23 protein-coding genes are annotated in these 24,198 nt (G+C 32.8%); 4 read left to right on the top strand and 19 right to left on the bottom strand.

Annotated elements, in window-relative coordinates; genetic code table 11:
• Positions 1-487: 487 nt before the first annotated feature.
• The 5 genes from B3578_RS07615 to B3578_RS07595 all read right to left on the bottom strand — a co-directional run bounded on the left by B3578_RS07615 (position 488) and on the right by B3578_RS07595 (position 6,109).
• Complete coding sequence (locus B3578_RS07615; protein WP_291047661.1) at positions 488-1,708, bottom strand: bifunctional folylpolyglutamate synthase/dihydrofolate synthase; 1,221 nt, start codon at positions 1,706-1,708, stop codon at positions 488-490.
• 100 nt (positions 1,709-1,808) lie between these two features.
• Complete coding sequence (gene nhaA / locus B3578_RS07610) at positions 1,809-2,969, bottom strand: Na+/H+ antiporter NhaA (protein WP_221854231.1); 1,161 nt, start codon at positions 2,967-2,969, stop codon at positions 1,809-1,811.
• Between the two features lie 83 nt (positions 2,970-3,052).
• Entirely contained in the window at positions 3,053-4,267 is a 1,215-nt protein-coding gene (locus B3578_RS07605; RefSeq protein WP_221854232.1) for a sterol desaturase family protein, read from the bottom strand.
• Positions 4,268-4,269: 2 nt separating this feature from the next.
• A complete protein-coding gene (locus tag B3578_RS07600) occupies positions 4,270-4,983 on the bottom strand; it encodes an alpha/beta fold hydrolase (protein WP_286496239.1) in 714 nt (237 codons plus the stop codon).
• 70 nt (positions 4,984-5,053) lie between these two features.
• Positions 5,054-6,109, bottom strand: coding sequence for an anhydro-N-acetylmuramic acid kinase (locus B3578_RS07595; RefSeq protein WP_291047658.1), 1,056 nt, complete (start codon positions 6,107-6,109; stop codon positions 5,054-5,056).
• 452 nt (positions 6,110-6,561) lie between these two features.
• Between B3578_RS07595 and glyA the strand changes: the two genes are divergently transcribed.
• Positions 6,562-7,836 (top strand): serine hydroxymethyltransferase, encoded by a 1,275-nt coding sequence (gene glyA, locus B3578_RS07590; protein WP_135834919.1) that lies wholly within the window; start codon positions 6,562-6,564, stop codon positions 7,834-7,836.
• Positions 7,837-8,287: 451 nt separating this feature from the next.
• Here glyA and atpG read toward each other — a convergent pair whose 3' ends face one another.
• The 8 genes from atpG to B3578_RS07550 form a co-directional block, all read right to left on the bottom strand.
• Complete coding sequence (atpG, locus tag B3578_RS07585) at positions 8,288-9,160, bottom strand: ATP synthase F1 subunit gamma (protein ID WP_221854234.1); 873 nt, start codon at positions 9,158-9,160, stop codon at positions 8,288-8,290.
• A gap of 71 nt (positions 9,161-9,231) precedes the next feature.
• Entirely contained in the window at positions 9,232-10,806 is a 1,575-nt protein-coding gene (gene atpA, locus B3578_RS07580; protein ID WP_038335134.1) for a F0F1 ATP synthase subunit alpha, read from the bottom strand.
• An 11-nt stretch (positions 10,807-10,817) separates the two neighbouring features.
• Complete coding sequence (atpH, locus tag B3578_RS07575) at positions 10,818-11,378, bottom strand: ATP synthase F1 subunit delta (protein ID WP_114997871.1); 561 nt, start codon at positions 11,376-11,378, stop codon at positions 10,818-10,820.
• Between the two features lie 2 nt (positions 11,379-11,380).
• Positions 11,381-11,875, bottom strand: coding sequence for a F0F1 ATP synthase subunit B (locus B3578_RS07570; RefSeq protein ID WP_038335122.1), 495 nt, complete (start codon positions 11,873-11,875; stop codon positions 11,381-11,383).
• 97 nt (positions 11,876-11,972) lie between these two features.
• Positions 11,973-12,182 carry an ATP synthase F0 subunit C gene (atpE, locus tag B3578_RS07565; protein WP_013598300.1) on the bottom strand — a complete coding sequence of 70 codons (210 nt, stop codon included), beginning with the start codon at positions 12,180-12,182 and terminating at the stop codon, positions 11,973-11,975.
• A gap of 54 nt (positions 12,183-12,236) precedes the next feature.
• Positions 12,237-13,370 (bottom strand): F0F1 ATP synthase subunit A, encoded by a 1,134-nt coding sequence (gene atpB, locus B3578_RS07560; protein WP_286496235.1) that lies wholly within the window; start codon positions 13,368-13,370, stop codon positions 12,237-12,239.
• A 78-nt stretch (positions 13,371-13,448) separates the two neighbouring features.
• A complete protein-coding gene (locus B3578_RS07555; RefSeq protein ID WP_286496234.1) occupies positions 13,449-13,829 on the bottom strand; it encodes a hypothetical protein in 381 nt (126 codons plus the stop codon).
• Between the two features lie 5 nt (positions 13,830-13,834).
• On the bottom strand, positions 13,835-14,050 hold the full coding sequence (locus B3578_RS07550) for an AtpZ/AtpI family protein (RefSeq protein ID WP_286496233.1): 216 nt from the start codon (positions 14,048-14,050) through the stop codon (positions 13,835-13,837).
• Positions 14,051-14,082: 32 nt separating this feature from the next.
• On the opposite strand from B3578_RS07550, the gene dusB reads away from it, so the two are divergent.
• Positions 14,083-15,078, top strand: a complete 996-nt coding sequence (gene dusB / locus B3578_RS07545) for a tRNA dihydrouridine synthase DusB (protein WP_286496232.1) — start codon at positions 14,083-14,085, stop codon at positions 15,076-15,078.
• 77 nt (positions 15,079-15,155) lie between these two features.
• On the opposite strand, the gene B3578_RS07540 is transcribed toward dusB, so the two are convergent.
• From B3578_RS07540 to folE, 6 genes are all read right to left on the bottom strand, one after another.
• Entirely contained in the window at positions 15,156-15,452 is a 297-nt protein-coding gene (locus B3578_RS07540; protein WP_221854236.1) for a hypothetical protein, read from the bottom strand.
• Between the two features lie 83 nt (positions 15,453-15,535).
• Complete coding sequence (locus B3578_RS07535; RefSeq protein ID WP_291047645.1) at positions 15,536-16,597, bottom strand: DUF2891 domain-containing protein; 1,062 nt, start codon at positions 16,595-16,597, stop codon at positions 15,536-15,538.
• 21 nt (positions 16,598-16,618) lie between these two features.
• On the bottom strand, positions 16,619-17,653 hold the full coding sequence (locus tag B3578_RS07530; protein WP_291047643.1) for an alpha/beta hydrolase: 1,035 nt from the start codon (positions 17,651-17,653) through the stop codon (positions 16,619-16,621).
• Positions 17,654-17,762: 109 nt separating this feature from the next.
• The gene (locus B3578_RS07525) at positions 17,763-19,691 is read right to left on the bottom strand and encodes a putative porin (protein WP_291047641.1); all 1,929 of its coding nucleotides are present in this window, start codon (positions 19,689-19,691) and stop codon (positions 17,763-17,765) included.
• A gap of 95 nt (positions 19,692-19,786) precedes the next feature.
• Complete coding sequence (cysS, locus tag B3578_RS07520) at positions 19,787-21,259, bottom strand: cysteine--tRNA ligase (protein ID WP_291047639.1); 1,473 nt, start codon at positions 21,257-21,259, stop codon at positions 19,787-19,789.
• A 17-nt stretch (positions 21,260-21,276) separates the two neighbouring features.
• Positions 21,277-21,954, bottom strand: a complete 678-nt coding sequence (gene folE / locus B3578_RS07515) for a GTP cyclohydrolase I FolE (RefSeq protein ID WP_219033828.1) — start codon at positions 21,952-21,954, stop codon at positions 21,277-21,279.
• Between the two features lie 138 nt (positions 21,955-22,092).
• On the opposite strand from folE, the gene hutH reads away from it, so the two are divergent.
• Both hutH and B3578_RS07505 read left to right on the top strand, forming a co-directional pair.
• Positions 22,093-23,601 carry a histidine ammonia-lyase gene (gene hutH, locus B3578_RS07510; RefSeq protein WP_291047637.1) on the top strand — a complete coding sequence of 503 codons (1,509 nt, stop codon included), beginning with the start codon at positions 22,093-22,095 and terminating at the stop codon, positions 23,599-23,601.
• Positions 23,602-23,864: 263 nt separating this feature from the next.
• Positions 23,865-24,158, top strand: coding sequence for a DUF2809 domain-containing protein (locus B3578_RS07505; protein ID WP_221854323.1), 294 nt, complete (start codon positions 23,865-23,867; stop codon positions 24,156-24,158).
• Positions 24,159-24,198: the final 40 nt, after the last annotated feature.

Below are 24,198 nucleotides of genomic sequence, written 5' to 3'. Positions count from 1 at the left end.
TACTACTCGTCTTTCGTATTGCGGTTGCAAATATACGCCTGCATTATTCGTTTTTCCAAACCAATTTTACTTTTATTTTACATTCTTTCCTTAAGTCGCTGGTACAATGGAAAATATTTTTTGTTTTTTTTAGATATGAGAAGTGAGATACGAGGTTTTTGACGAGAAAAACCCGTTTTTAACGCAGAAAATGATTAGACGTTTTGCTTTTCTTACCAAAAAGAAAAGAAAAACGGATACTTTATAGTTAACTACTCGGGAGATTGTCGCAAAGCGAGAATGGATTATTCAATATAGTTAATATATAATAGATGCAATGTTGAAACAAGTTTAGTATGACATCATAATTAAGTTTCTATAAAGAAGCTCTTTTATAAAATAGGAGTGACAGAACTAAAAAAGGAGAACTTCATGTTCTCCTTTTTTAGTTGATAGTAATTATTGTTATCGTTGTTATGCTAATCAATCTTTTATTTATACTCTAGAATTAAATAACCCCAGCTACAACAAAAGTGCTACCCCCAACGTAAATCATGTCATTTTCTGTTGCATTTAATTTTGCAGCAATTAATGCCTTTTCTACTGTATCAAAAAAGTGTTTATCGGTAATATCTTCTGGAATTATTTTATACAAGTCGTCAATATCATATTTTCGAGGAACATCTGGTTGACAGAAATAATAGGTTGCTTTTTTTGGAAAAAAATTTAAAATAGATAAAACATCTTTATCATTCACAAATCCTAAAACCAAATGCAATTGATTATAAGCTTGCTCATTTATTTGTTTTGAAACTTCTGCTAAACCATGTGGATTATGCGCAGTATCAGCAACAATTAATGGATGTTGTCCTAAAATATCCCAACGTCCACGCAAATTTGTATTCTTTACAACATTCAATAAGCCATTCGCAATATTTTCAGGGGAGATCGCCCAATTTTGTTTTTGCAATTGCTCAATAGCGGTTAAAACAGTACGTTTATTTTTAATTTGATAAGATCCTTTCAAATCTGAAGGCAAATCTTGAAAATGTTTTTCTTCTGCAAAAATGATTTCTGCATTTCTATCTTTCGCTACTTGTTCAAAAACTGATTTTGTCTCTGCTGTTGTTTCACCAATTACAATCGCTGTGTTTGGTTTTATGATACCAGCTTTTTCAAAAGCAATTTTATCCAACGTATCACCCAAAAATTGTGTATGATCCAAACCTATATTCGTAATAACAGAAAGTTCTGGTAAAATAATATTCGTGGAATCTAATCGTCCGCCCAAACCTGTTTCTATAATCGCGATATCTACTTTTTGTTGTGCAAAATATTCAAAAGCCATCGCAATTGCAATTTCGAAAAAAGACGCTTTTTGATCTATAATTTTTTGTTCGTGCTTATTTACAAAATCAATCACAAATTCTTCATCAGCCATTGCTCCATTTACACGAATTCGTTCGCGAAAATCTTTGAGATGTGGAGAAGTTGTTAAACCTGTTTTGTACCCCGCTTCCTGAAAAATAGAAGCCAACATATGAGACGTACTTCCTTTACCATTTGTTCCTGCAATATGAACAGTTTTAAATTTAGTTTGAGGATTTCCCATATATTCGCATAAAGCTGTAATATTTGTTAAATCTGCTTTCATTGCTGATGCTCCAACACGTTGAAACATTGGTAAATTTGTAAACAACCAATCGATTGTTTCTTGATACGTTCTCATTTATTCAAAAATTTTACACGAAGTTACGGAATCATCTTCAAAAAAAAATCGAATTTCTCCGAAGAAAAATTCGATTCCATTATTTATGTATTGGCTATTCTTAATCTGAATAATCTTGTTTTGTTGTTAATAATATTTTTAAAACAATAAATCCAACGATAGCAGCTGTTAACGAAGCAACTAAAATCATTAACTTTGCTTCATTTATATAGCTTGGATCTTTGAAAGCTAACATCGAAACAAAAATGGACATTGTAAATCCAATTCCTCCTAAAATTCCGACACCAAAAACTCGTTTGAAATTGACCGCCGTAGGTAATTCACATAGACCAAATTTTACTGCAATCCAAGTGAATAATGTAATTCCGACTGGTTTTCCTACAACTAGTCCTAAGAAAATTCCCGAAGCTAATGGAATACTAAAATGCGCTAATCCTCCACCATCAATCGTAATTGCTGTATTTGCTAAGGCAAACAAAGGCAAAATAATAAATGCGACTGGTAAATGTAAAGCGTGTTCCATTTTAGCTGATAAAGATTTCGAGTCAATTTTATCGAAAGGAATTGTAAATGCAACCAAAACCCCTGCAATTGTAGCATGAATACCCGAGTGTAACATAAACCACCATACAGCAATCCCTCCAATAATATAAGGAATCATTGATTTTACTTTTAATTTATTTAAAGCGAAAAGACCTAATAAAATGGCAATTGCAATTCCGAATTGTGTAAAATCTAAAGGTAATTCTGGATTTGGATAAAACAATGCAATCACGACAATTGCTCCTAAATCATCAATTACAGCTAAAGCCGTTAAAAATACCTTAAGCGACATTGGCACACGTTTCCCAAGCATTGTAATAATTGCCACAGCAAACGCAATATCAGTCGCCATAGGAATTCCAAAACCATGTATGGTATCCGTTCCTTTGTTTGTTAAAAAGAATATAAATGCCGGAACTAACATTCCTCCCAAAGCTGCAAAAACAGGTAAAATTGCTTTTTTTGTATTAGACAATTCTCCTATAAAAATCTCGCGTTTGAGTTCTAAACCAATTAAGAAAAAGAAAATCGCCATTAAACCATCATTGATCCAATGCGCAAAAGAATGCCCAAACATATCTGTCATCCAAATAGAATCATAGGATTCTGCAATTGGAGAATTGGCTAAAATTAAAGATAAAGCTGTACAAAAAATAAGGACAATACCGCCCGAAGTTTGGCTATGAAAAAATTGGTTAAAAAGTTTAGAAACAATCATTTTATTTTTTTTAATTTGGTAAAAATAATGAACTCGTTTTTAACCGCCTAATCTAAACGAAACAATAAGACCTAAATTATCATTTATATAATCTTTAAAATACTTTTTTGATACCAATTGCTAAAATTAAACATCTTTTCGATGATAAAAACAAATATGAAAGGTAAAATCAGCAAGAAATAATTATGAGATTGAATGATAAAAAAACTACAAAACACTAAAAATCTAATATGTTCTAAATACGGTACCCATCTTTTTTGTTCTAATTGTGCACCAATATTTATTAATGTAATCAAGACAAATACAACGAAGAAACCTTTGGTTAAATTATCAAATTGATCAAAGTAATATGTTAGAATACTCATCGCAAAAAACGATAAAATCAATTGTAAATTAATATAACCTTTGTATTTGAAATGATAACTATTCACTTTATTCTTAGACATCCATTTCTTTTCAATAATTGGTCTTATTTCCTGATCCATAACCGCTGGACTACCAAAATATATTGTCAATTTTTCTTTAATAGATGATTTTCTTCGAGCAGCCTCGTACAACTCTAAATAATAATGAAAATGTTGCCACAAAAAACTGTAACTATTGATAGGATGAGTTAATCCATATTTGGGTTTTTCTTCTTCTTTCTGAAAAGTACCAAATAATTTGTCCCAAAAAACAAATACATCTCCATAATTTTTGTCCAAATATTTTTCGTCAGAAGCATGATGAACACCATGAAGAGAAGGCGTTATAAAAATATATTCGAGCCATTTTTGTTTCTCCAAAATCTGCGTATGTGTAAAAAAAGAATACACGCCATGAACCACCAAAATCGTCATTACTAAATTTGGATGAAAACCAATAAAAGGCAAAATACACCAGAATACATTGCGAACAATTGCTTGTAAAGTCGTTATACGTGCCGCAACCGTGAAATTAAATTCTTCGGATTGATGATGCACAATATGGGCTCCCCAAAAAATATTGACTTCATGTCCCAAACGATGATACCAATACCAGACAAAATCTGTCGCTAGAAGCATCACAACCCAAATCCACCAAGCATTTGAAATATCTAATAGACGATAACTTTCGTAAATCCAAACATACAAATTGTAAAAACTTGCCGTAATAAAAAGATTCAATAATCGTTCTGCAATTCCTATTGAAATATTAGAAACTGAACTTTCATATTTATAGATATTCTTTAATTTCTTCTTTTTAACAACTACATATTCAAGCCATAAAAAAAGAAAAAAAGCTGGTAAAGCAAAAGCTAAATACTCGGGATGATTCATTTTTAAGCACTTAAAAATTGATTAATATGTTGATTAAAAAGTATCGGCTGCTCCATCATCGGCACATGACCACAATGATCGATATAAGCTAATTTTGCATTAGGTAAATGTGCAAAAAACTCTTCAGCAACATCTGGCGGTGTCACAATATCTTGTTTTCCCCAAACTAACAAAACTGGCTGATCTATTTTATGTAAAAGATGTTTCAAATTTTGTCGCTTTGCATCTCGCGAAATCGAAATTATAGACAAAGCTTTTGTAGGCGTATTAGCGGTCGAAAAAACATCATCTACCAATTCTTTTGTAACAACATTTTTTGTTTCAAAAACTTCTTCTACCTTATTTTTGATATACTCATAATCTCGCACACGTACAAAAGAAGCTTGTAAATTGTTTTCATATAAACCAGAACTTCCTGCTAAAATCAATTTATCAACCAAATTTGGATGCGCCAACGCATATAACAACGCAACATGCCCGCCCAAAGAATTTCCGATTAATATTGGATTTTCAATTTTATTAGATTGAATATAATTTTCTAGAAATTGAACTAAATTTTGAAGTGAATTTCTTTTGAAATGTGTAGAAAATAAAGGAAATGTTGGCGTATAAACATTATAATTTATTTCAAGATTCTTGATAACATTCCCCCAATTACTAAGGCTTCCAAATAAGCCATGAAGTAAAATAACATCTTTATTTTTCGAATATTTCATATCGCATTTATTCTTGGTTATCGAACAAATGTAAATAAAATATTTTTAAACTCTATTAATTATATAGATTTTATAGATTATATATAATTCCAGACGAATGGTCTTTGCTCGCTCCTGTTACAGATGCCAAACAATTTATTTCGTTATGAACACGTCGATATCCAAGGAATGCAAAAATTAAAGCTTCTTTAAAATCAATTAAATTATCAGTTGGAATGATGATTTCAACAGTTGATAATTCTCGTAAACGATTGATAAAAAATGAATTTCGAACTCCTCCTCCAGTTATCAACACATTGTTGATATCGTATAAAGCAAAGGTATTTTTAATTTGAATTACGAAATGCTCCACACAACTTCTCAGTTTATCTTCGGTAGGAATATCGTACTTATCAACAATTGTTAAAAACTCATTCGTTACCCATTCAAAACCTAATGATTTTGGGAAAGGTTGATGATAAAAATTCAGAAGGTTCAATTCTCCAACTAATGTAGTATTAATATATCCTTGTTCTGCTAATTCTCCATTTTTATCATATTCAAACCCGAGTTGTTTGGCATAATGATTCAAAACAATATTAATCGGACAAATATCAAACGCAATTCGTTTTCCATTTCTATTCATCGAAATATTCGAAAAACCTCCAAGGTTTAAACATGCATCATAGTTAGAAAATAATAATTCGTCTCCAATCGGAACCAAAGGGGCTCCTTGTCCTCCTAAAATAACGTCTTGTGTTCTGAAATCACACACCACTTTTTGTTGACAATGCGACGCTATTGCTGCACCGTTTCCTATTTGCAAAGTGAATGATTTCTGCGGTTGATGAAAAATAGTTTGCCCGTGAGATGCAACAAAATCTACTTTTCCAATCTTATTTTTATGAATAAATTCTTTTACTTTCTCCCCAAGAAAATAACCAAACTCTACATCTAATTGACATAAATCTATTGCCGAATATTGAAAAGCTTCTGTTAGTTTTTTTCGCCAATCAGATGAATAATCTATAGTTTCGGCAAGTAAAATTTCGAAATGTTGGTTATCATCAAATCGGACATAGCAAATATCCAAACCATCTAACGAAGTTCCAGACATTAAACCAATGCAAAAAGTAGGGTTTTTCATGCTGTAAATTTAATGAGAGAATTTGATAGTTCGTAAATTTAGAAATTAGAAATTTTCAATAACTAAGAAAATTATCTTCATTTTTTCCTTGATTAAAATAATAAATCTTTAGTTCTTATTTGGATGTAATGCTGAAAAAAGTTCAGCAGGATATTATGATTATGGTTAAGAAATACAAAAGTTTATATAAATTCAGCATGACAAAAACTGAAAAACTTAGTACTTATTACTTATAACTCTAGATGCGTTAGTGATAGTAGTAGAAATCCTTTGCGTGAAACGAAGCGATAGCGGAGTTGCAACGCAAAGATTGCAACGAATAGCCCGCCCGAAGGGAACGCCCAAATCATTAGAAAAATTGTTTTGATAATTCTTAGGTTATTGCGAATATATCAGTTAGAAATTCTAATGATAAAAGCTTATATTTGAAACACAATTAATACAAACAAAACATGGCACAAGATGTAATCTTCGATTTGATTGAAGAAGAAAAAGAAAGACAACTGAATGGAATTGAATTAATCGCATCAGAAAACTTTGTTTCGGACAACGTAATGCGCGCGATGGGTTCTGTTTTGACAAATAAATATGCAGAAGGTTATCCTGGAAAGCGCTACTACGGTGGTTGCGAAGTTGTAGACGAAGTAGAAACTATTGCAATTGATCGTTTGAAAGCGTTGTTTAATGCAGAGTATGCGAATGTGCAACCTCACTCAGGATCTCAGGCAAATGCAGCTGTTTACTTAGCATGTTTGAAACCAGGAGACAAGATCTTAGGATTCGATTTATCGCACGGTGGGCACTTAACTCACGGTTCTCCTGTTAACTTTTCTGGGTTAACTTACCAAACTTCTTTCTATGGAGTGGACAAAGAGACAGGGAGAATTGACTACGAAGCTATGGCAGAAACTGCTCGTAAAGAGAAGCCTCAAATGATAATTTGTGGTGCTTCGGCATACTCAAGAGACATAGATTATGCTAAATTTCGTGAGGTAGCTGATGAAGTTGGGGCTTTGTTATTGGCTGATATCTCGCATCCTGCTGGGTTAATTGCCCGCGGAATCTTAAACGATCCTATGCCTCATTGTCATATCGTAACGACGACAACTCACAAAACTTTACGTGGTCCTCGTGGTGGAGTCATTATGATGGGGAAAGATTTTGAGAACCCTTGGGGAGCAAAAACTCCTAAAGGTGAAGTGAAAATGATGTCTCAAATCTTGAACGGAGCAGTGTTCCCTGGTACACAAGGTGGGCCTTTGGAGCATGTAATCGCGTCTAAAGCTGTTGCTTTTGAAGAGGCTTTATCTGACGGTTATATGGACTATATTGTACAAGTTGTGAAGAATGCGAAGGCTTTGGCTGCGGCATTGGTTGCAAAAGGTTATGACATTGTTTCTGGAGGTACAGATAATCACTGTATGTTGATCGACTTACGTAACAAAGGTATTTCTGGGAAACAAGCAGAAAACGCTTTAGTTTTGGCAGAAATCACTTGTAACAAAAACATGGTTCCTTTCGATGATAAATCTCCTTTCGTTACATCGGGGATTCGTTTGGGTACGGCAGCTGTAACAACTCGTGGGTTGGTTGAAGCAGATATGCAAACTGTTGCTGACTTGATTGACGAAGTATTAATGAATATTGATAACGAAGAAATCATTGATGGAGTTGCAGATCGTGTAAATGAGTTTATGTCTTCTCGCCCATTATTTCAAATGAAATAAGTAGAAACTAAGTTTCGATTATAACAATAGAAAAGTCCTGAGCATTGCTTAGGACTTTTTGTTTGATATAAAACGTCGAGACGTTTTAATTAAAACCTCCTTAGGTTTTAGGTAAAATCACTTGATATTTTTATTGAAATGTCTTGAGGAAATAATTTATTTCATTCTAACTTATAATAAGATTGAACTAATAAGAATTCTAATTAGATATATGATTACAAAAATTATCATCCTGAATAAAGTAATAACTAAGTAGAAGTATTTCTTCAATAATATGTTAAAGACTAATTATTCAAAAGTGTTTTATAGATTTTTATTCTGAATGATAAATACAATTGTTAGAATCTATTAAAAGTTTTATTACTTCTTTATAATCTAAAGTAAACATTATAAAAAAAGCAACTTCGAGATGAAGTTGCTTTTCTATTTAAAATAATATAAGTCTTTGTTCTTACGCATTCAATGCTTCTGCACCACCAACGATCTCTAAGATCTCGTTTGTAATAGCAGCTTGACGAGCTTTATTGTATTGAATTTTCAATCCTTTTTGTAACTCGCTTGCGTTGTCTGTTGCTTTATGCATTGCAGTCATACGTGCTCCGTGCTCAGAAGCGTTAGCATCTAATACGGCTTTGAATAATTGCGTTTTCAACGTTTGAGGGATTAAGTCTCTTAAAATTTCTTCTTTCGAAGGGTTGAAGATATAATCTAACTCTGCTGAATTGTTTGCTTCTTCTTCAGTTTTCTCTAAAACGACTGGTAAAAATTGTTCGTCTTGTACAATTTGAACAGCTGCATTTTGAAATTGATTGTAGATAATTCTGATTTGATCAAAGTCACCCGCAGTAAATTTCTCTACTAAATCGTCTGCAATTTCAGCTACATCTGCAAAATTTAAATTATCCCAAATGCTTGATGCATTTTTATAGATAGTTTGTGTTTTACTAAAAGTATCATTAGCTTTTTTACCAATTGCTAAAATCTCTACGTGTTTACTTGCTAATTCGCCAGCTAATAACGCATTTACTTTTTTGATGATGCTTGAGTTGTATCCTCCACATAAACCTCTATTTGAGTTAATAACGACTAAAAGTACTTTATTAACTTCGCGCTCTTCTGTTAATGCACCTCCTACTTCAGCTTCTAAAGTAGAACTTACATTTTGTAAAAGTTCACGTAATTTATCTGCATAAGGACGTAACTGTACGATAGAATCTGTAGCACGTTTTAGTTTTGCAGCAGAAACTAATTTCATAGCACTTGTAATCTGCATTGTAGAACCTACAGAAGTAATACGGTTACGTATATCTTTTAAATTTGGCATAATTCTATTTGAGATGAAGGATTAAAAGGAACTTAGAGATTCGGAAACCTCTAAGTTTCATTTATATTTTATTAGTATTTAGAAGTAGTTTCTGTGATAACTTTCTTCAATACATCCATAATTTCATCAGTCCATTTACCTAAACGGATAGATGTTAAAGTGTCTGCATATTTGTTGCGCATTAACTCAACAAAGTCAGCTTGCCACTCTTTCACTTGGTTAACTGGAACGTTTTTCAACATACCGTTAGTACCCGCATAAATAACTGCTACTTGTTCTTCTACTGGAATTGGAGCGTTAACACCTTGTTTTAATAACTCAACGTTACGTTCACCTTTACCAATTACGTTCATTGTAGCTGCATCTAAATCAGAACCAAATTTCGCGAAAGCTTCTAACTCACGGTATTGTGCTTGGTCTAATTTTAATGTACCAGATACTTTTTTCATTGGTTTTGTTTGTGCAGAACCACCAACACGAGATACAGAGATACCTACGTTGATCGCTGGACGAACACCTGAGTTGAATAAATCAGACTCTAAGAAGATTTGTCCATCTGTAATCGAAATTACGTTTGTTGGGATATATGCAGAAACGTCACCAGCTTGAGTTTCGATAATTGGTAAAGCAGTTAAAGAACCACCACCTTTTACGATACCTTTCATAGATTCTGGTAAATCATTCATTTGAGATGCAATTGCATCATCTTTGATTACTTTTGCAGCACGCTCTAATAAACGAGAGTGTAAGTAGAAAACGTCTCCAGGATATGCTTCACGTCCTGGTGGGCGACGTAATAATAAAGACACCTCACGGTATGCAACGGCTTGTTTAGATAAATCATCATAAACAATTAACGCTGGACGACCAGAGTCACGGAAATACTCTCCGATTGCAGCACCTGCCATTGGAGCATATACTTGCATTGGAGCTGGATCAGATGCATTAGCAGCAACTACTACTGTATATTTATCTGCACCGTGGTCTTGTAATGTTTTCATGATACCTGCTACTGTAGAACCTTTTTGTCCTACTGCAACATAGATACAGAAAACTGTTTCACCTCTATCGTAAAACTCTTTTTGATTTAAGATTGCATCTAAAGCAACAGAAGTTTTACCTGTTTGACGGTCACCAATGATTAACTCACGTTGTCCACGTCCAATTGGAATCATCGAGTCAATAGAAACGATACCAGTTTGTAATGGTTCGTTTACTGGTTGACGATAGATAACCCCAGGAGCTTTACGCTCGATAGGCATTTCATATAATTGTCCTTCGATTGGTCCTTTACCATCGATAGGATTTCCTAACATATCTACAACACGTCCTAACATTCCTTCACCTACGTTAATAGATGCAATTTTGTTTGTACGTTTTACAGTGTCACCTTCTTTAATACCTTTTGAAGGTCCGAAAAGTACAATACCTACGTTGTCTTCTTCAAGGTTTTGTACCATTCCTTCTAACCCGTTTGAGAATTCTACTAATTCTCCGTATTGAGCATTGTCTAACCCGTAAACACGAGCAATACCATCCCCAACAGTTAGAACGGTTCCTACTTCTGCTAATTCAACTGATGAATCAAAGCTTGTAAGTTGTTGTTTTAATATAGCTGAAACTTCAGCTGGATTTATTTCTGGCATTTCTGAAATATTTAAAATTTAGGAATGTATTCGTTTTTCGAAAAATCTTTTTTTAATGTAGCTAACTTAGTTTTGATTGACGAATCAACTTGATTGTTTCCTATTTTTAAAACGAAACCTCCAATTAAAGATGCATCAATTTTGTTCTCTACTTTTACTTGACTATTTGTAGCTAAAGTTTGTTTTGCTTTTGCTACAATATTATCAATTGTATTTTGATCTAATTGTACTGCCGAAGTAATTTCTGCTGTTACAATATTATTTGCTAAATCGTATAATGAAATAAACTGATCTGCAATTTTAGACAAAATATTTTCTCTACCATGTCTTACGACTAACGAAATGAATGTTTGAGAAGTTTTTGATAAAGATTTGAAAATCTCACTCAATACAGCTTCTTTTTTCTTTGCATCAATCACTGGAGAATTTAAGAAAACTCTTAAATCATCATTCTCTTTAATGACTTTGCGAACATCATTCATTTCAGCATACACTACGTCTGTTTGGCTTGCTCCATTCGCAAACTCCATCAAACCTTTAGCATATCTATGTGCTGCTCTGAATCCTGCCATGATTAATTGAATTTAACTTGATCAATAACATCATTCACTAAAGCTTCTTGTGCAGATTTATCTGACAATTCTTTAGTTAAGATTTTTTCAGCAATTTCAATTGACAACTGTCCAACTTGATTTTTGATATCAGCCATAGCTGATGCTTTTTCATTTTGGATAGCTGACTTAGCATTTTCAATTAATTTGTTTGCTTCTACAGTTGCAGAATTTTTCGCCTCGTTGATGATATTTTCTTTCATTTCACGCGCTTCTTTCAAGATAGCATCACGTTCAGCACGAGCTTCTTTCATGATTTTCTCGTTTTGAGCGTTTAATAAAGCCATCTCTTCTTTCGCTTTTTTAGCTGCGTTTAATGCATCCTCGATAGATTGTTCTCTTTCTTTAACTGCAGATAGAATTGGTTTCCAAGCTAATGATCTTAACAATACTAATAAGATGATAAATACGACCGCAGTCCAAAAAATAAGACCAACTGAAGGTGTAATTAAATCCATTGTGTGTATGTATTAAATTTTATTTTTTACTAATTAATTTTTTAATGAATTAGCTTCAACAACCAACCGTTATTGAAGCTAATTTTTAATTCAAATATTATCCGTTACCTAATAACGCAACTACGATACCGAATAAACCTGCACCCTCGATTAAGGCTGCTGCGATAATCATAGCTGTTTGAATTTTTGAAGCCGCTTCTGGTTGTCTAGCGATTCCTTCCATAGCTGATCCACCGATTTTACCGATACCTAAACCAACTCCTAAAACTGCTAAACCAGCTCCGATTGCTGCAATACTTCCTGTCATGATAATTGTATTTAATTATTAAAAAATTATTTTATTGTTTTTTATATTCTATTCTTAATGGTGATCGTGTTCTGCTACTGCTGTTCCGATAAATAACGAAACTAACATTGTGAATACGAACGCTTGTAATGCCGCTACTAACAACTCTAAACAGTAGATAAATAACGCTAATGGGATAGATCCACCTGCCATAGCTTCTGTTTGGAAAATAAAGATTAACGAAATTAACGACATAATGATGATGTGACCTGCAGTAATGTTCGCAAATAAACGAATCATTAAGGCGAAAGGTTTTGTAATAATCCCGATTAACTCAATTGGAGCTAAGATTAATTTTACTGGAACCGGCACTCCTGGCATCCATAACATATGTCCCCAGTAACCTTTGTTTCCTGAGAAATTAATTACGATTAATGCAATTAATGCTAATACAAATGTAACTGCGATATTACCTGTAACGTTAGCTGCACCTGGTAACAATCCTAATAAATTGTTGATCCAAATGAAGAAAAATAACGTTAATAAATAAGGCATAAATTTCGCGTATTTTTTCTCACCAATATTTGGAATCGCTACTTCATCACGAACAAAAATAATAATTGGCTCGATGAATCCTGCGATACCTTTTGGTACCATATTTCCTTTTTTGTAGTTAGATGCAACTGCAGAGAAAACTAAGATTAAAATCACGAAAGAGATTAACATTGATGTTACGTTTTTCGTAATAGAAAAATCTAATGGTTTTTCATTCTCTAAATGAATAGCTCCTTTTTCGTCTACGTGAGGTTTGATTGTACCCTGCGCATCTGTTTTGTAGATTTTTTCGTGGTAATTGATGTAGTAATTTCCGTTACTTTCAACAATCGCTTCATTGTGGTGAAATTTAGAAGACATAAAAACTTGTAAACCATTATCCCATAAAATAACAGGTAATGCAACTCCTACACTTTTTTCTCCTTCTCCCCATAAATGCCAATCGTGCGCATCTGCAATGTGGTGCATGATACCTGGAACTGGGTTAAATGTAGATTCGCCAGATTTCACTTTAGTAGCTTCCTCTTGACTTTTTACTTGCTCACTTTTAATTAACTCCTCAAACGTTTTTGGAAGACTTTCGTGCGGAACTGCTGTAGAGGCAAATCCGAAATTGAAAAGTAATAAAAACGCTAATAACGCTGAAAATTTCATGTATAATTCCTTTGTTTCTAAATTGCGTGCAAAATTATAGTAAATTAACCACTTACCAAAGTCAAATGCTAAAAATCATTAAACTTTTTTTAACTTTAAATTAATTAAGCGAATAAACACTAAAACTTCGGCTAGCAAAATTACAAAATAACTTATAATTAATTGCACAACATTTAATTTAATTTGTTCATTCACAACAATCAATGCTAATACAATTGCCATCTTCGCAATCATCCCTCCCATAAAGGCAAAACCAACATATTCTGGAAATTTTATCTTCACAAAACAACCAACTTGCAAAATCATTAATGTAATTAATCCAATTATTAAATACATTTTTGGAACAATTAGCGGATTTTCGCTAAAATTATAATGAGCAACAATTGCGTAATGAATACCACAAAAAATTGCAACCATTGCAATAAAAAAAAGTGCTAAAAGAATAAATTTCTTAATCATTAAAATTATTTTTTTGGTAATTGCTTCAACATCAAATATAATCCTGCAAAAACTCCCAGCAAAGATAAGCCAGCCGTCCATAATGGCTTCTCTGTTTCCATTTTTTTATCCAAAAATGTTCCTAACCAAGCAAATAACGCAATCGTTACCGCCATCTGTATTCCCATCGCAGAAAATTTTAAATATTGATTTACACCTTCGGACTTTCGTTCTTCTTTCATAAGTTTTATGTAATTTTGCAAAAAATTATTTCGTGGTAAAGATAGGAAACATAGAATTACCAGACTTCCCTTTATTGCTTGCACCAATGGAAGATGTGAGTGATCCGCCATTTCGTCGCCTATGCAAAATGCATGGTGCAGACTTGATGTATACAGAGTTTATTTCATCTGAAGGATTGATTCGTGATGCAATAAAAAGTCGTCAAAAATTAGATATTTTTGATTACGAACGTCCTATTGGTATTCAGATTTTTGGTGGAGATGAAGAAGCCATGGCGATGTCAGCTAAAATTGTCGAGACTGTTCAGCCTGATATTGTTGATATTAACTTTGGATGTCCTGTAAAAAAAGTGGTTTGTAAAGGCGCTGGAGCTGGTGTATTAAAAGATATAGATTTGATGGTACGTTTAACAAAATCTGTTGTTGAAAGTACACATTTACCAGTTACTGTTAAAACGCGTTTGGGTTGGGATTCTGATTCGATTAACATTTATGAAGTTGCAGAACGTTTGCAAGAAACAGGTATCAAAGCCTTGTCAATTCACGGACGTACGCGTACGCAGATGTATAAAGGACAAGCAAATTGGGAACCGATTGCAAAGGTAAAATCGAATCCGAATATTGAGATTCCAATTTTTGGAAATGGAGATATTGATTCGCCACAAAAAGCGATCGAATACAAAGAAAAATACGGTGTTGATGGTGTGATGATTGGTCGTGCGGCGATTGGTTATCCTTGGATTTTCGAGCAAATTAAACATTATCGAGAAACAGGAGAATTGTTACCAGAACCAACAATTGTAGAACGAATGGAAGCGGCTAAAAATCACTTAAATTGGGCGATTGATTGGAAAGGTGAACGTACAGGAATTTTGGAAACACGTATGCATTATACCAATTATTTCAAAGGAATTCCAAATTTTAAACCTTATCGCACAAAGTTAGTTACACAAGATAATTTAGTTGATTTGGAAGCTACTTTCAAAGAAATTGAAGAAGAATTTATTCCAACATTAGAAGAAATTTAATCGTTAGAAATAATTCATCTCTATAAAAAAATCCACCAATTACTTGGTGGATTTTTCATTTAAACTTGAGACTATAATTAATTACAATTATCTACAAGCAACACTTCTTCTGGATTCAGCGTATCATATTTCATCAATACAACTTCGTCCACGTCTGCTCTAGATCGTAAAGTAACTTCATAAACTTCATCATTCACAGGATATTGTATAGTTGCTTTCGGACGTTTAAATGTTCCGCTAGTTTCCACAACAACACCTTCTACGCATTTCCCTGTTTTAGCCAATTGATCTTCTAATTGACTTTTCGAATATTGACTAAATCCGAATGCTGCAAGACCTAAAACTGCAATGACGATATAAAAATATTTTTTCATAGAATTAAAATTTAATGTTTCGTATAGTTTTGTTTGAAACAAATTTAGATTCAATTCTATCGTTATAAAATCCCTATTATTAGCTAATTTTTAGTTTCACGTTTGGTTTTCAGCGCATAAAGTGCAAAAGTTCCCAACCAATGACTTCCCATATAATCATCATTTGAAATATTATTGAACGAATAATTGAAGTGATGATTTGCCCAATCATTCAAATAATTTAACTCTGGTAATTTTGCAGAAATTTGATACAAAGCCGTTGCACGACTAAAATTCAAACCATCCAAATGAACCAATTGCCCATCCGTACGATCCGAAACAATTCCAGGTTTTAGCTCATGTTTTTTATCAAACAATTGTGGTAAAAATGATTTCAACCATTTTTTATATTCATCATGCGGATGAATTTTAGACATCAACAAAGCCTCTTCCAAACAAGCCGAAAGAAAATCTGATCCACTTGGTTCGAAAGCAATATTGCAACTTTTATCTTTTAAATAAAGACGATTTGCATTATCAGTAATCACTTTTTCGAATGTTTTATCATTCACAGAACGTGCATAATCGATCGCTAAGCTCAAACCAAAAGCTGTGTTATCATGCGTACCTGTACGAATTGGATAAACTAATTTCGGCAAATATTCTTTGTATCGAATAATAATCAAATCACTCAAAGGTTTCAGATTTTTTGCCCAAACTTGCGCATCTTTATCTTGCCAATTATTTAATTCCATTTGCAATTGTAACAACCAAGCCCAACCGTATGTACGTTCGAAATTCTTGTTATTTTTATCATTGAAAAAGGCCATTTCAACCGCAACATTTTCTGCTGTAATCAATTGATTTAACTCATTTCTAACCTGATTATTCTGATCCAATTCAGGAAAATCTTTCATCAATTTCACAATCGACCAAAATCCATGCACAGACGAATGCCAATCAAAACATCCATAAAAAATTGGACGCAATTGCTTTGGCGTTTTCAAATCCTGATCACTTCCCAAAACATTTCCTAGTTTATTCGGATACTCAGTCTTGATACAATGCGTTGGTAATTCAAATATTTTTTTGGCTTGATCTAATTGTAATTCTTGCGCAAATGCAGTTGTCGTTAGTAAAGTTGTTAAATAGAGTAATTTTTTCATCAAAATGTTTTTACCAAATTACTAATTTTTATTCGAGTCCAGGAATTTTTTCAATTCTTCTTTTGTTTGTAAACTTTCAGGAAAATTTTTCAGATTTTGTTCAAAAAACTGTTTTGCTAAATCCGTTTTCTTTTGTTTTACCAGATAATTTGCAACATTGTTGATATACGTTTCTGTTGGTTGAAAAGAATAATTCAACTTTCTAGAAATCGATTCAAACGAATCTTTTACCAAATTTGGTTGATTCGGAATCTCTTTAATATTCACACGATAACCATCAAACTGCCAACGTAAATAATCAATCGAGCCAATCATCGGAACCGAACCATGTTCTTCGTCAACATATTGTTTGTAATGATAATTCAACGATTTATTCTTCGAAAATTTCAAACGTTCGTCCACCTTTTTTATGCTTTGATAATGATCGCGTAAATGATTTGTATTTTGACCTTCTCCGACTTGCGTAATCATCAAAAATCGATTCTCGAAAGAATGATTTTCTAAGTTTTGATAAAGATTCAATAATTCTTTGTCATTAAACCAAATACTTGGATCGTGCGCAACATATCCATTGAAAGTTTTGGGGTGATTGTACAAGGTTTTCAACGCAAAATAGCCACCCAAAGAATGTCCAATTAACAAACGAAAATCATTCACACGATAATTTTTCTGCATAAAAGGAAACAATTCAGTTTGAATAAAATTGAGGAAATTAACATCATTCACATGTGTAAAATCTTTTGTTCGATCACCATTTTTATTTGTAATTCCAACAATAATCGATTCGGGCATTTCCGGATAAAAACCAGATTGAAATTTAGAAACTACGCCTGTTAAAAATGTAAAATTAGATTCGGCATCTAACACATAAATCACTGGATAATTTACTTTTTGAAGTTTATTATTGGTATACGACTCGGGAAGATTCACCCAAATTTCTCGTTCAGTATTTAAGATTTTAGAATTTATTTTTTGGATTTCACCAATTGTTAATTTCTCTTGCGAAAAACCGATTTGCGAGAAAATCAAACAAAATAAAAGTAGGAATTTTTTCATGTATAAAATTTTCCTAAAATTAACTATTTAGAATCATTCTACACAAATAATTTTGGACAGAAAAAACGACCTCATCAAGAAGTCGTTTTTCTATATAATTTGTCTTTTTTTAACTAAAAATATTCCATTTCAAGCCAAGTTGAAATTTGAAATCTCGGTACGGAACATTTGGCGCTGCAAAATAATCAGGTTCTTTTGTCAACGACGCATTGATATGCTCACCACGAATGTAAAAACGCATATTACGAACCTTGAAATTGATAAAAACATCCAAAATAGGATAACCACCAATCTCTTGTATACTTGCTGGATCTTGCAATGCAAATTCGTTCAAAATTGGGATGTAACGCAAACCATTGTATTTCGTAAAATATGTTGCATTAATACCAGCTTGTAATTGAGCATTCTTGTTGAATAATTCTCCTTGCCAATACAATGTTTCACGAATTAAGAAATCTGGCAAAGGCATATATTCTTCGTTTTTCGTTACTTTTTGATATTGCGCTGTCGAAACCAAATTAATCTTTCCGAAACGTAAATGATTTTCACCTTTTATCTTGAAATAATTAATATTATCCGTCAATTGTTTATAAACCAACAATTCGTTTAAATATACTTTATTGTCAATATTATAAATTGAGGCTTCTAAGGTTGTATTAACTTTATCTAACTTTAACTTTGCAAAAATATTTTGAACATTTTCTGTTTCAAATTTATTAACGTAATTAAAATTATTAAAGAAACTTTGATTGTAAACTGCATTCAACGAAGGAAGTTTTGACTGAATAACCGCTCCAGCACTCAATGTATAACCTTCTATCGGCGTCACATCTAAAACCGCATCTACATTGTAAACACTTTTGTAATTATCAGATTGCAGATATTCAACATTTCCGTAAAGTTTCAATTTTTCATTCCAATCAAAATCCACTTTTCCAACAACTCCAAAAAGATTTTCCTCTATTTGCTTTGGAACTGCAACAATCGTCATGGCTTGATCAGCAAAAACGCGCAAATTCTGGAATTTAACACCAGCCTCTATCTTCACACGATCTGTCCACTGAAAACCAGCAGTTGTCGTATTGGATAAATCTGTAAAACTCTTTTTACTTCTATAATCCATTCCTGTAATAATCGGTGTAGAATATAAAGTTCCGTTTGGTGACGTATCCTCGTAGCGATATTTTTGTTTTTCATACGAAAATTTATTCTTCAATTCAATTGGATTATAAAAAGTCGAATCTTTTTCATTCATTTTTTTTAAGATTCCGTACGAAGCATTCAATTCAATTCGACGTGCATCAAATTCAGATTTTGCTGTCTGCGAATTCACGGGAATATTACGAACATTTGTCATTCTGCGATCATCTTGCAAAATAAAATCGTTGATATCTTCTATTCCACCGTTCTCATTATTTTTCAGATTTTGTGCTGCATAGTTCCACCACAATTTGAAACGTTCCGATTTTGTTTTATAATTTGATGAAAAAACAAAGGTATTATTCTGCGCTTTTTCATGACGATAACGACCTTCAGAAATTAATCCACGATAATGAAACGTATAATTGAATTGCTTGTTGAAATTATGCGAAAATGTTGAAGACAAAAAGTTACCTTCTTTAACACCATTCTCGTAAATAAACTCGGTATATGGCGTTTTGACATCATAATATTTGATATCATTTGCATAATAATAATTGTATTTTTTACCAGTTGGTAACATCGACGGATTGAATGGCGTATTTTGATACTCCAAATCCACCACTACACCACCAACATTCGGAAAAAATAATTTTCCGAACGCATCATTGCGAATAAAATTTTGATTATAATAGTTTTTGATACTTAATGTCGTATCCAAAACCTCTGGTTTTCTGCCATTTGTCCAAAACTTATAATCGTCTATTTTGGTTTTATAATATGTAACCGAATCATTTGTTGATGATCCTTTTAATGGTTTTAAAACTTTTATTGAATCCTCCTGAGCTTGCGCTACAACAGCTCCTAATAAAAATAAACCAATGATTGTTTTTTTCATCCTGTTGAATAAATCCTTACAAAAGTAATCTAAAATTGAGAGATACAAAAAAACCCACTTATTTCTAAGTGGGTTAAATATTTTATAAATCTTTCTTAAAAAGTGAAAGTTGTTCCGTCAGCGCCGTCTTTTAGTTGGATACCTAATGCACTTAATTCATCACGAATTTGATCTGATAATGCCCAATTTTTATCTACACGTGCCTGATTACGCATTTCGATTAGCATTTTTACAACACCATCTAATTTATCTGAACTTTCGTTTGCAGCTTCTGTATCCAAACCTAAAACATCATGAACAAAACCATTCATAATTGCTTTTAAACGTTCTAAATCTTCTGCTATAATATTCTCGAAACTATCTTTGATTGAATTAATCATTTTCACTGCATCAAATAAATGTGCGATCAATATCGGCGTATTGAAATCATCATCCATTGCGGTATATAATTTCGTTTCTAATTCATCAATATTAACGGTAGATGTTTTCTTTGGCGTAATTGTTTCTAATGTTTTTAATGCTTCAACCAAACGATTATATCCCTTTTCGGAAGCTAACATTGCATCATTCGAAATATCTAAAACACTGCGATAATGCGCTTGTAAGAAACAAAAACGTACAACAGCTGGATGAAATGGTTTTTCGAAGAAATCATTTTCACCATTCACTAATTGCATAGGTAAAATGTAATTTCCAGTCGATTTACTCATACGCTGACCATTCATCGTCAACATATTCGCATGCATCCAATATTTTACTGGTTCGTGACCATTAGAACCTTTTGCTTGCGCAATTTCACATTCGTGGTGAGGGAATTTAAGATCCATTCCTCCTCCGTGAATATCAAAATAATCTCCAAGATATTTTGTGCTCATCACTGTACATTCTAAGTGCCAACCAGGGAAACCATCTCCCCAAGGAGAAGCCCAACGCATAATGTGAGCAGGCGAAGCGTTTTTCCAAAGTGCAAAATCCACTGGATTCTTTTTCTCTCCTTGCCCGTCTAAATCTCTTGTATTATTGATTAATTCTTCGATGTTACGGTTACTCAATTCACCATAATCAAGTCCTTTTTTGTTGTAAGCTTCCACATCAAAATAAACTGATCCGTTTACTTCATAAGCAAATCCTAAATCAATTAATTTTTCTGCTAAAGCAATTTGTTCTAAAATATGACCTGTCGCTGTAGGCTCGATTGTTGGAGGTAGTAAATTAAATTTTTCTAAAACTTTATGAAAATCAACTGTATACTTCTGTACGATTTCCATTGGTTCTAATTTCTCTAATTTAGATTGTTTTACAAAACGATCATTTTCTACATTTCCATCATCCGTTAAATGTCCAGCATCAGTAATATTACGAACGTAACGAACTTTGTAACCCAAAAATTTTAGGTAACGATAAATCATATCAAACGACATAAACGTACGTACATTTCCAAGATGCACATTACTGTAAACGGTAGGTCCACAAACATACATTCCAACATTATCTTGATTAATTGGTTCGAACGTTTCTTTCTGTCCCGTTAAGGAATTATGTAATTTTAATTGATTTTCTTTTACCATTTTATAGGATTTATAATTTAAACATTGAAAGGAGTTTTCATTCCGATGTACGAAATAAACTCTTTTCTTAATTGCTCACTTTCTTTAAAAGCTCCACCAAATTCAGCTGTTACAGTACTTGATTCGATATCTTTAATTCCGCGCGAATTTACACACAAATGTTTCGCATCAATAATACATGCAACATCATCAGTTCCCAAAGCTTCTTGCATTGCTTTCACAATTTGCATTGTCAAACGCTCTTGTACCTGCGGACGTTTTGCATAATATTCTACAATACGATTCATTTTAGACAAACCGATTACTTTCCCTTTCGAGATGTAACCAACATGTGCACGTCCAACGATTGGTAAAAAGTGATGCTCGCAAGTCGAATAAACCACGATATCCTTTTCAACCAACATTTGATTGTAGTTATATTTATTTTCGAAAGTTGACATTCCAGGCTTACGCTCTGGCAATAAACCACCAAAAATCTCTTTTACGAACATTTTCGCAACACGTTTTGGCGTTCCTTTCAAACTATCATCTGTTAAATCTAAGCCTAAAGTTTCCATGATGTTACGGAAATCCGCTTCTATCTTTTCCACTTTTTCTTCAGCAGACAACTCAAATGCATCAGCTCTCAAAGGCGTTTCTAAGTTTGCTGACATATGGTCGTCCCCCATTTCGTCATGAAGATGTTTATCACACATTACATAAAAATTTTAGCAAATTTATAAAAGATAGTGTTATAAAACCTTATCAAAACTCAATTATTCCAACTGAAATGATTTCTATTATTTATTGAACCGATGAAAAGATTATCTTTGAAGTATCACAAATTCGAAAAAATGATCAAGAAAACTTACGGCATCGATTTTCTTTCGTTCGAGGACTACAAAGGAATCAAAGAAGGAAACATCGAAATTGAACTTAATGAAGCAAGTAAACAACAAATCTTAAAATCTCAACAAAATGTTGCTAAAATAGTCGCTTCTGGGCAAACAGTGTATGGAATAAATACTGGTTTTGGTCCACTTTGCGATACTAAAATTTCGGAAGAAGAAACACGTCAACTTCAACACAATTTATTAATCAGTCATGCGGTTGGTGTTGGAAATCCAATCAAGAAAGAAATTTCTAAAACCATGTTAATTGCAAAAGCACATGCTTTATCAAAAGGATATTCTGGTGTGACTTTAGAAGTTGTGGAACGAATTTTATTAATGGTCGAAAAAGATATTATTCCTGTTGTTCCAGAAAAAGGATCTGTTGGAGCATCTGGAGATTTAGCGCCTTTATCACATTTATTTTTACCATTAATTGGTGAAGGAAAAGTTTGGGATGGCGATACAATTATTTCGACAAAAGAAGCATTAGCTAAACACAACTTACAACCTTTACATCTTTCTGCGAAAGAAGGTTTAGGATTAATCAACGGAACACAATTCATTTTATCTCATGCTTTAAATGGTTTAGAAAAATTTGAATATTTATTGAATTTAGCTGACGTTGCAGGCGCTTTATCATTAGAAGCTTACGAAGGTTCTCCTCGTCCATTCGAAGAAGAATTGCACCAAGTTCGTCCATTCAAAGGAACATTATTGGTTGCAGAACGCATGCGAAATTTATTGAAAGGCTCTGAAATTGCTTTCTCTCACGCAGATTGTGGTCGTGTACAAGATCCATATTCATTACGTTGTATGCCTCAAGTTCATGGCGCATCACGAAATGCTTTTTTCCATTTACAAGAATTAGCAGAAATCGAATTAAATTCTGTTACCGATAATCCAATCGTTGTTTCGGATGAAGAAGCTATTTCTGGTGGAAACTTCCACGGACAACCATTAGCAATGGTGTTAGATTACGCAACAATTGCCGCTTCAGAATTAGGAAACATTTCAGATCGTCGTCAATATTTATTAATCGAAGGAAAATATGGTTTACCAAAATTATTAACAGAAAGTTCTGGTTTAAATTCTGGTTTCATGATTCCTCAATATACATCTGCTGCGCTTTGTACAGAAAACAAAACATTGTGTTTCCCTGCATCGGCAGATAGTATTCCGACTTCTTTGGGACAAGAAGATCATGTTTCGATGGGAAGTATTTCTGGACGAAAATTCAACCAAGTTTTAGACAATGTAGAACGTATTTTAGCAATCGAATTAATGTACGCTTGTCAAGGTTTAGAATTTAGAAGACCACGTAAAACAAGTGCATTCTTAGAAGAAGTTTTCGCAAAAGTTCGTTCGGTATGTCCTAAATTAGAAGACGATCGTTTGATTGGAGATGACATCAACAATATTATTGATTTGTTGCAAACAGATGATTTCAAAAAATTAATATTAAGTTTTTAAATTATCCTTTTCATCCAGAATTTGTCGAAGGATAAACTATTAATAATATAGAAAACTACTATATATAGAAGACTCTTCGACAGGCTCAGAATGACAATTACAACAACGACAATCAAGTAAATATCATTCCAAATAAATGGAGGAATTTAAAAAAATATAATGTGTTCCTGAAACAAGTTCAGGATGACTTAACGATTAGTCAAGTTGAATTCATTTCAACTTCGCATCAAATTAAAATGTAATATGCTAAAATTCGATAAAAAATCATTCGTCCATTTGTTGGTGATATTTTAGTCGTGATTTTTATTTACTATTTTATCAAAGCATTTATCAACACAAAAGCAATTAACATTGCAATTTTTACATTGACTTTTTCTTTTGTTGTAGAAATTTTACAATATTTCAATTTTGTAGAAATAATTGGTTTAGGACATAATAAAGCAGCTCGAATAATTATCGGAACATTTTTTTCTTGGATTGATTTACTATGTTATTTCATCGGATTTGTTCTATTATTTTTTATTGATAAAGATTTGAAGAAAAAAAATGTAATTTGAACGAGATTTCTCAACAAGCTCCTTTAGATTTGAAAATCTT

The organism is Empedobacter sp. UBA1574 (genome assembly GCF_002322895.1).
Classification (GTDB): domain Bacteria; phylum Bacteroidota; class Bacteroidia; order Flavobacteriales; family Weeksellaceae; genus Empedobacter; species Empedobacter falsenii_B.
Note: the sequence above shows the minus strand (reverse complement) of the source record. Positions and strands in the feature narration are given on the sequence as shown.

Coding starts and splice junctions, on each gene's coding strand:
- B3578_RS07615 (WP_291047661.1), bottom strand. CDS start 1,708: ATGAGAACGTATCAAGAAACAATCGATTGGTTGTTTACAAATTTACCA.
- B3578_RS07555 (WP_286496234.1), bottom strand. CDS start 13,829: ATGATTAAGAAATTTATTCTTTTAGCACTTTTTTTTATTGCAATGGTT.
- B3578_RS07525 (WP_291047641.1), bottom strand. CDS start 19,691: ATGAAAAAAACAATCATTGGTTTATTTTTATTAGGAGCTGTTGTAGCG.
- B3578_RS07540 (WP_221854236.1), bottom strand. CDS start 15,452: ATGAAAAAATATTTTTATATCGTCATTGCAGTTTTAGGTCTTGCAGCA.
- folE (WP_219033828.1), bottom strand. CDS start 21,954: ATGTGTGATAAACATCTTCATGACGAAATGGGGGACGACCATATGTCA.
- atpG (WP_221854234.1), bottom strand. CDS start 9,160: ATGCCAAATTTAAAAGATATACGTAACCGTATTACTTCTGTAGGTTCT.
- B3578_RS07595 (WP_291047658.1), bottom strand. CDS start 6,109: ATGAAAAACCCTACTTTTTGCATTGGTTTAATGTCTGGAACTTCGTTA.
- atpA (WP_038335134.1), bottom strand. CDS start 10,806: ATGCCAGAAATAAATCCAGCTGAAGTTTCAGCTATATTAAAACAACAA.
- B3578_RS07550 (WP_286496233.1), bottom strand. CDS start 14,050: ATGAAAGAAGAACGAAAGTCCGAAGGTGTAAATCAATATTTAAAATTT.
- cysS (WP_291047639.1), bottom strand. CDS start 21,259: ATGGTAAAAGAAAATCAATTAAAATTACATAATTCCTTAACGGGACAG.
- glyA (WP_135834919.1), top strand. CDS start 6,562: ATGGCACAAGATGTAATCTTCGATTTGATTGAAGAAGAAAAAGAAAGA.
- atpE (WP_013598300.1), bottom strand. CDS start 12,182: ATGACAGGAAGTATTGCAGCAATCGGAGCTGGTTTAGCAGTTTTAGGA.
- B3578_RS07570 (WP_038335122.1), bottom strand. CDS start 11,875: ATGGATTTAATTACACCTTCAGTTGGTCTTATTTTTTGGACTGCGGTC.
- B3578_RS07600 (WP_286496239.1), bottom strand. CDS start 4,983: ATGAAATATTCGAAAAATAAAGATGTTATTTTACTTCATGGCTTATTT.
- B3578_RS07535 (WP_291047645.1), bottom strand. CDS start 16,597: ATGAAAAAATTACTCTATTTAACAACTTTACTAACGACAACTGCATTT.
- nhaA (WP_221854231.1), bottom strand. CDS start 2,969: ATGATTGTTTCTAAACTTTTTAACCAATTTTTTCATAGCCAAACTTCG.
- hutH (WP_291047637.1), top strand. CDS start 22,093: ATGATCAAGAAAACTTACGGCATCGATTTTCTTTCGTTCGAGGACTAC.
- B3578_RS07530 (WP_291047643.1), bottom strand. CDS start 17,653: ATGAAAAAATTCCTACTTTTATTTTGTTTGATTTTCTCGCAAATCGGT.
- atpB (WP_286496235.1), bottom strand. CDS start 13,370: ATGAAATTTTCAGCGTTATTAGCGTTTTTATTACTTTTCAATTTCGGA.
- B3578_RS07605 (WP_221854232.1), bottom strand. CDS start 4,267: ATGAATCATCCCGAGTATTTAGCTTTTGCTTTACCAGCTTTTTTTCTT.
- atpH (WP_114997871.1), bottom strand. CDS start 11,378: ATGGCAGGATTCAGAGCAGCACATAGATATGCTAAAGGTTTGATGGAG.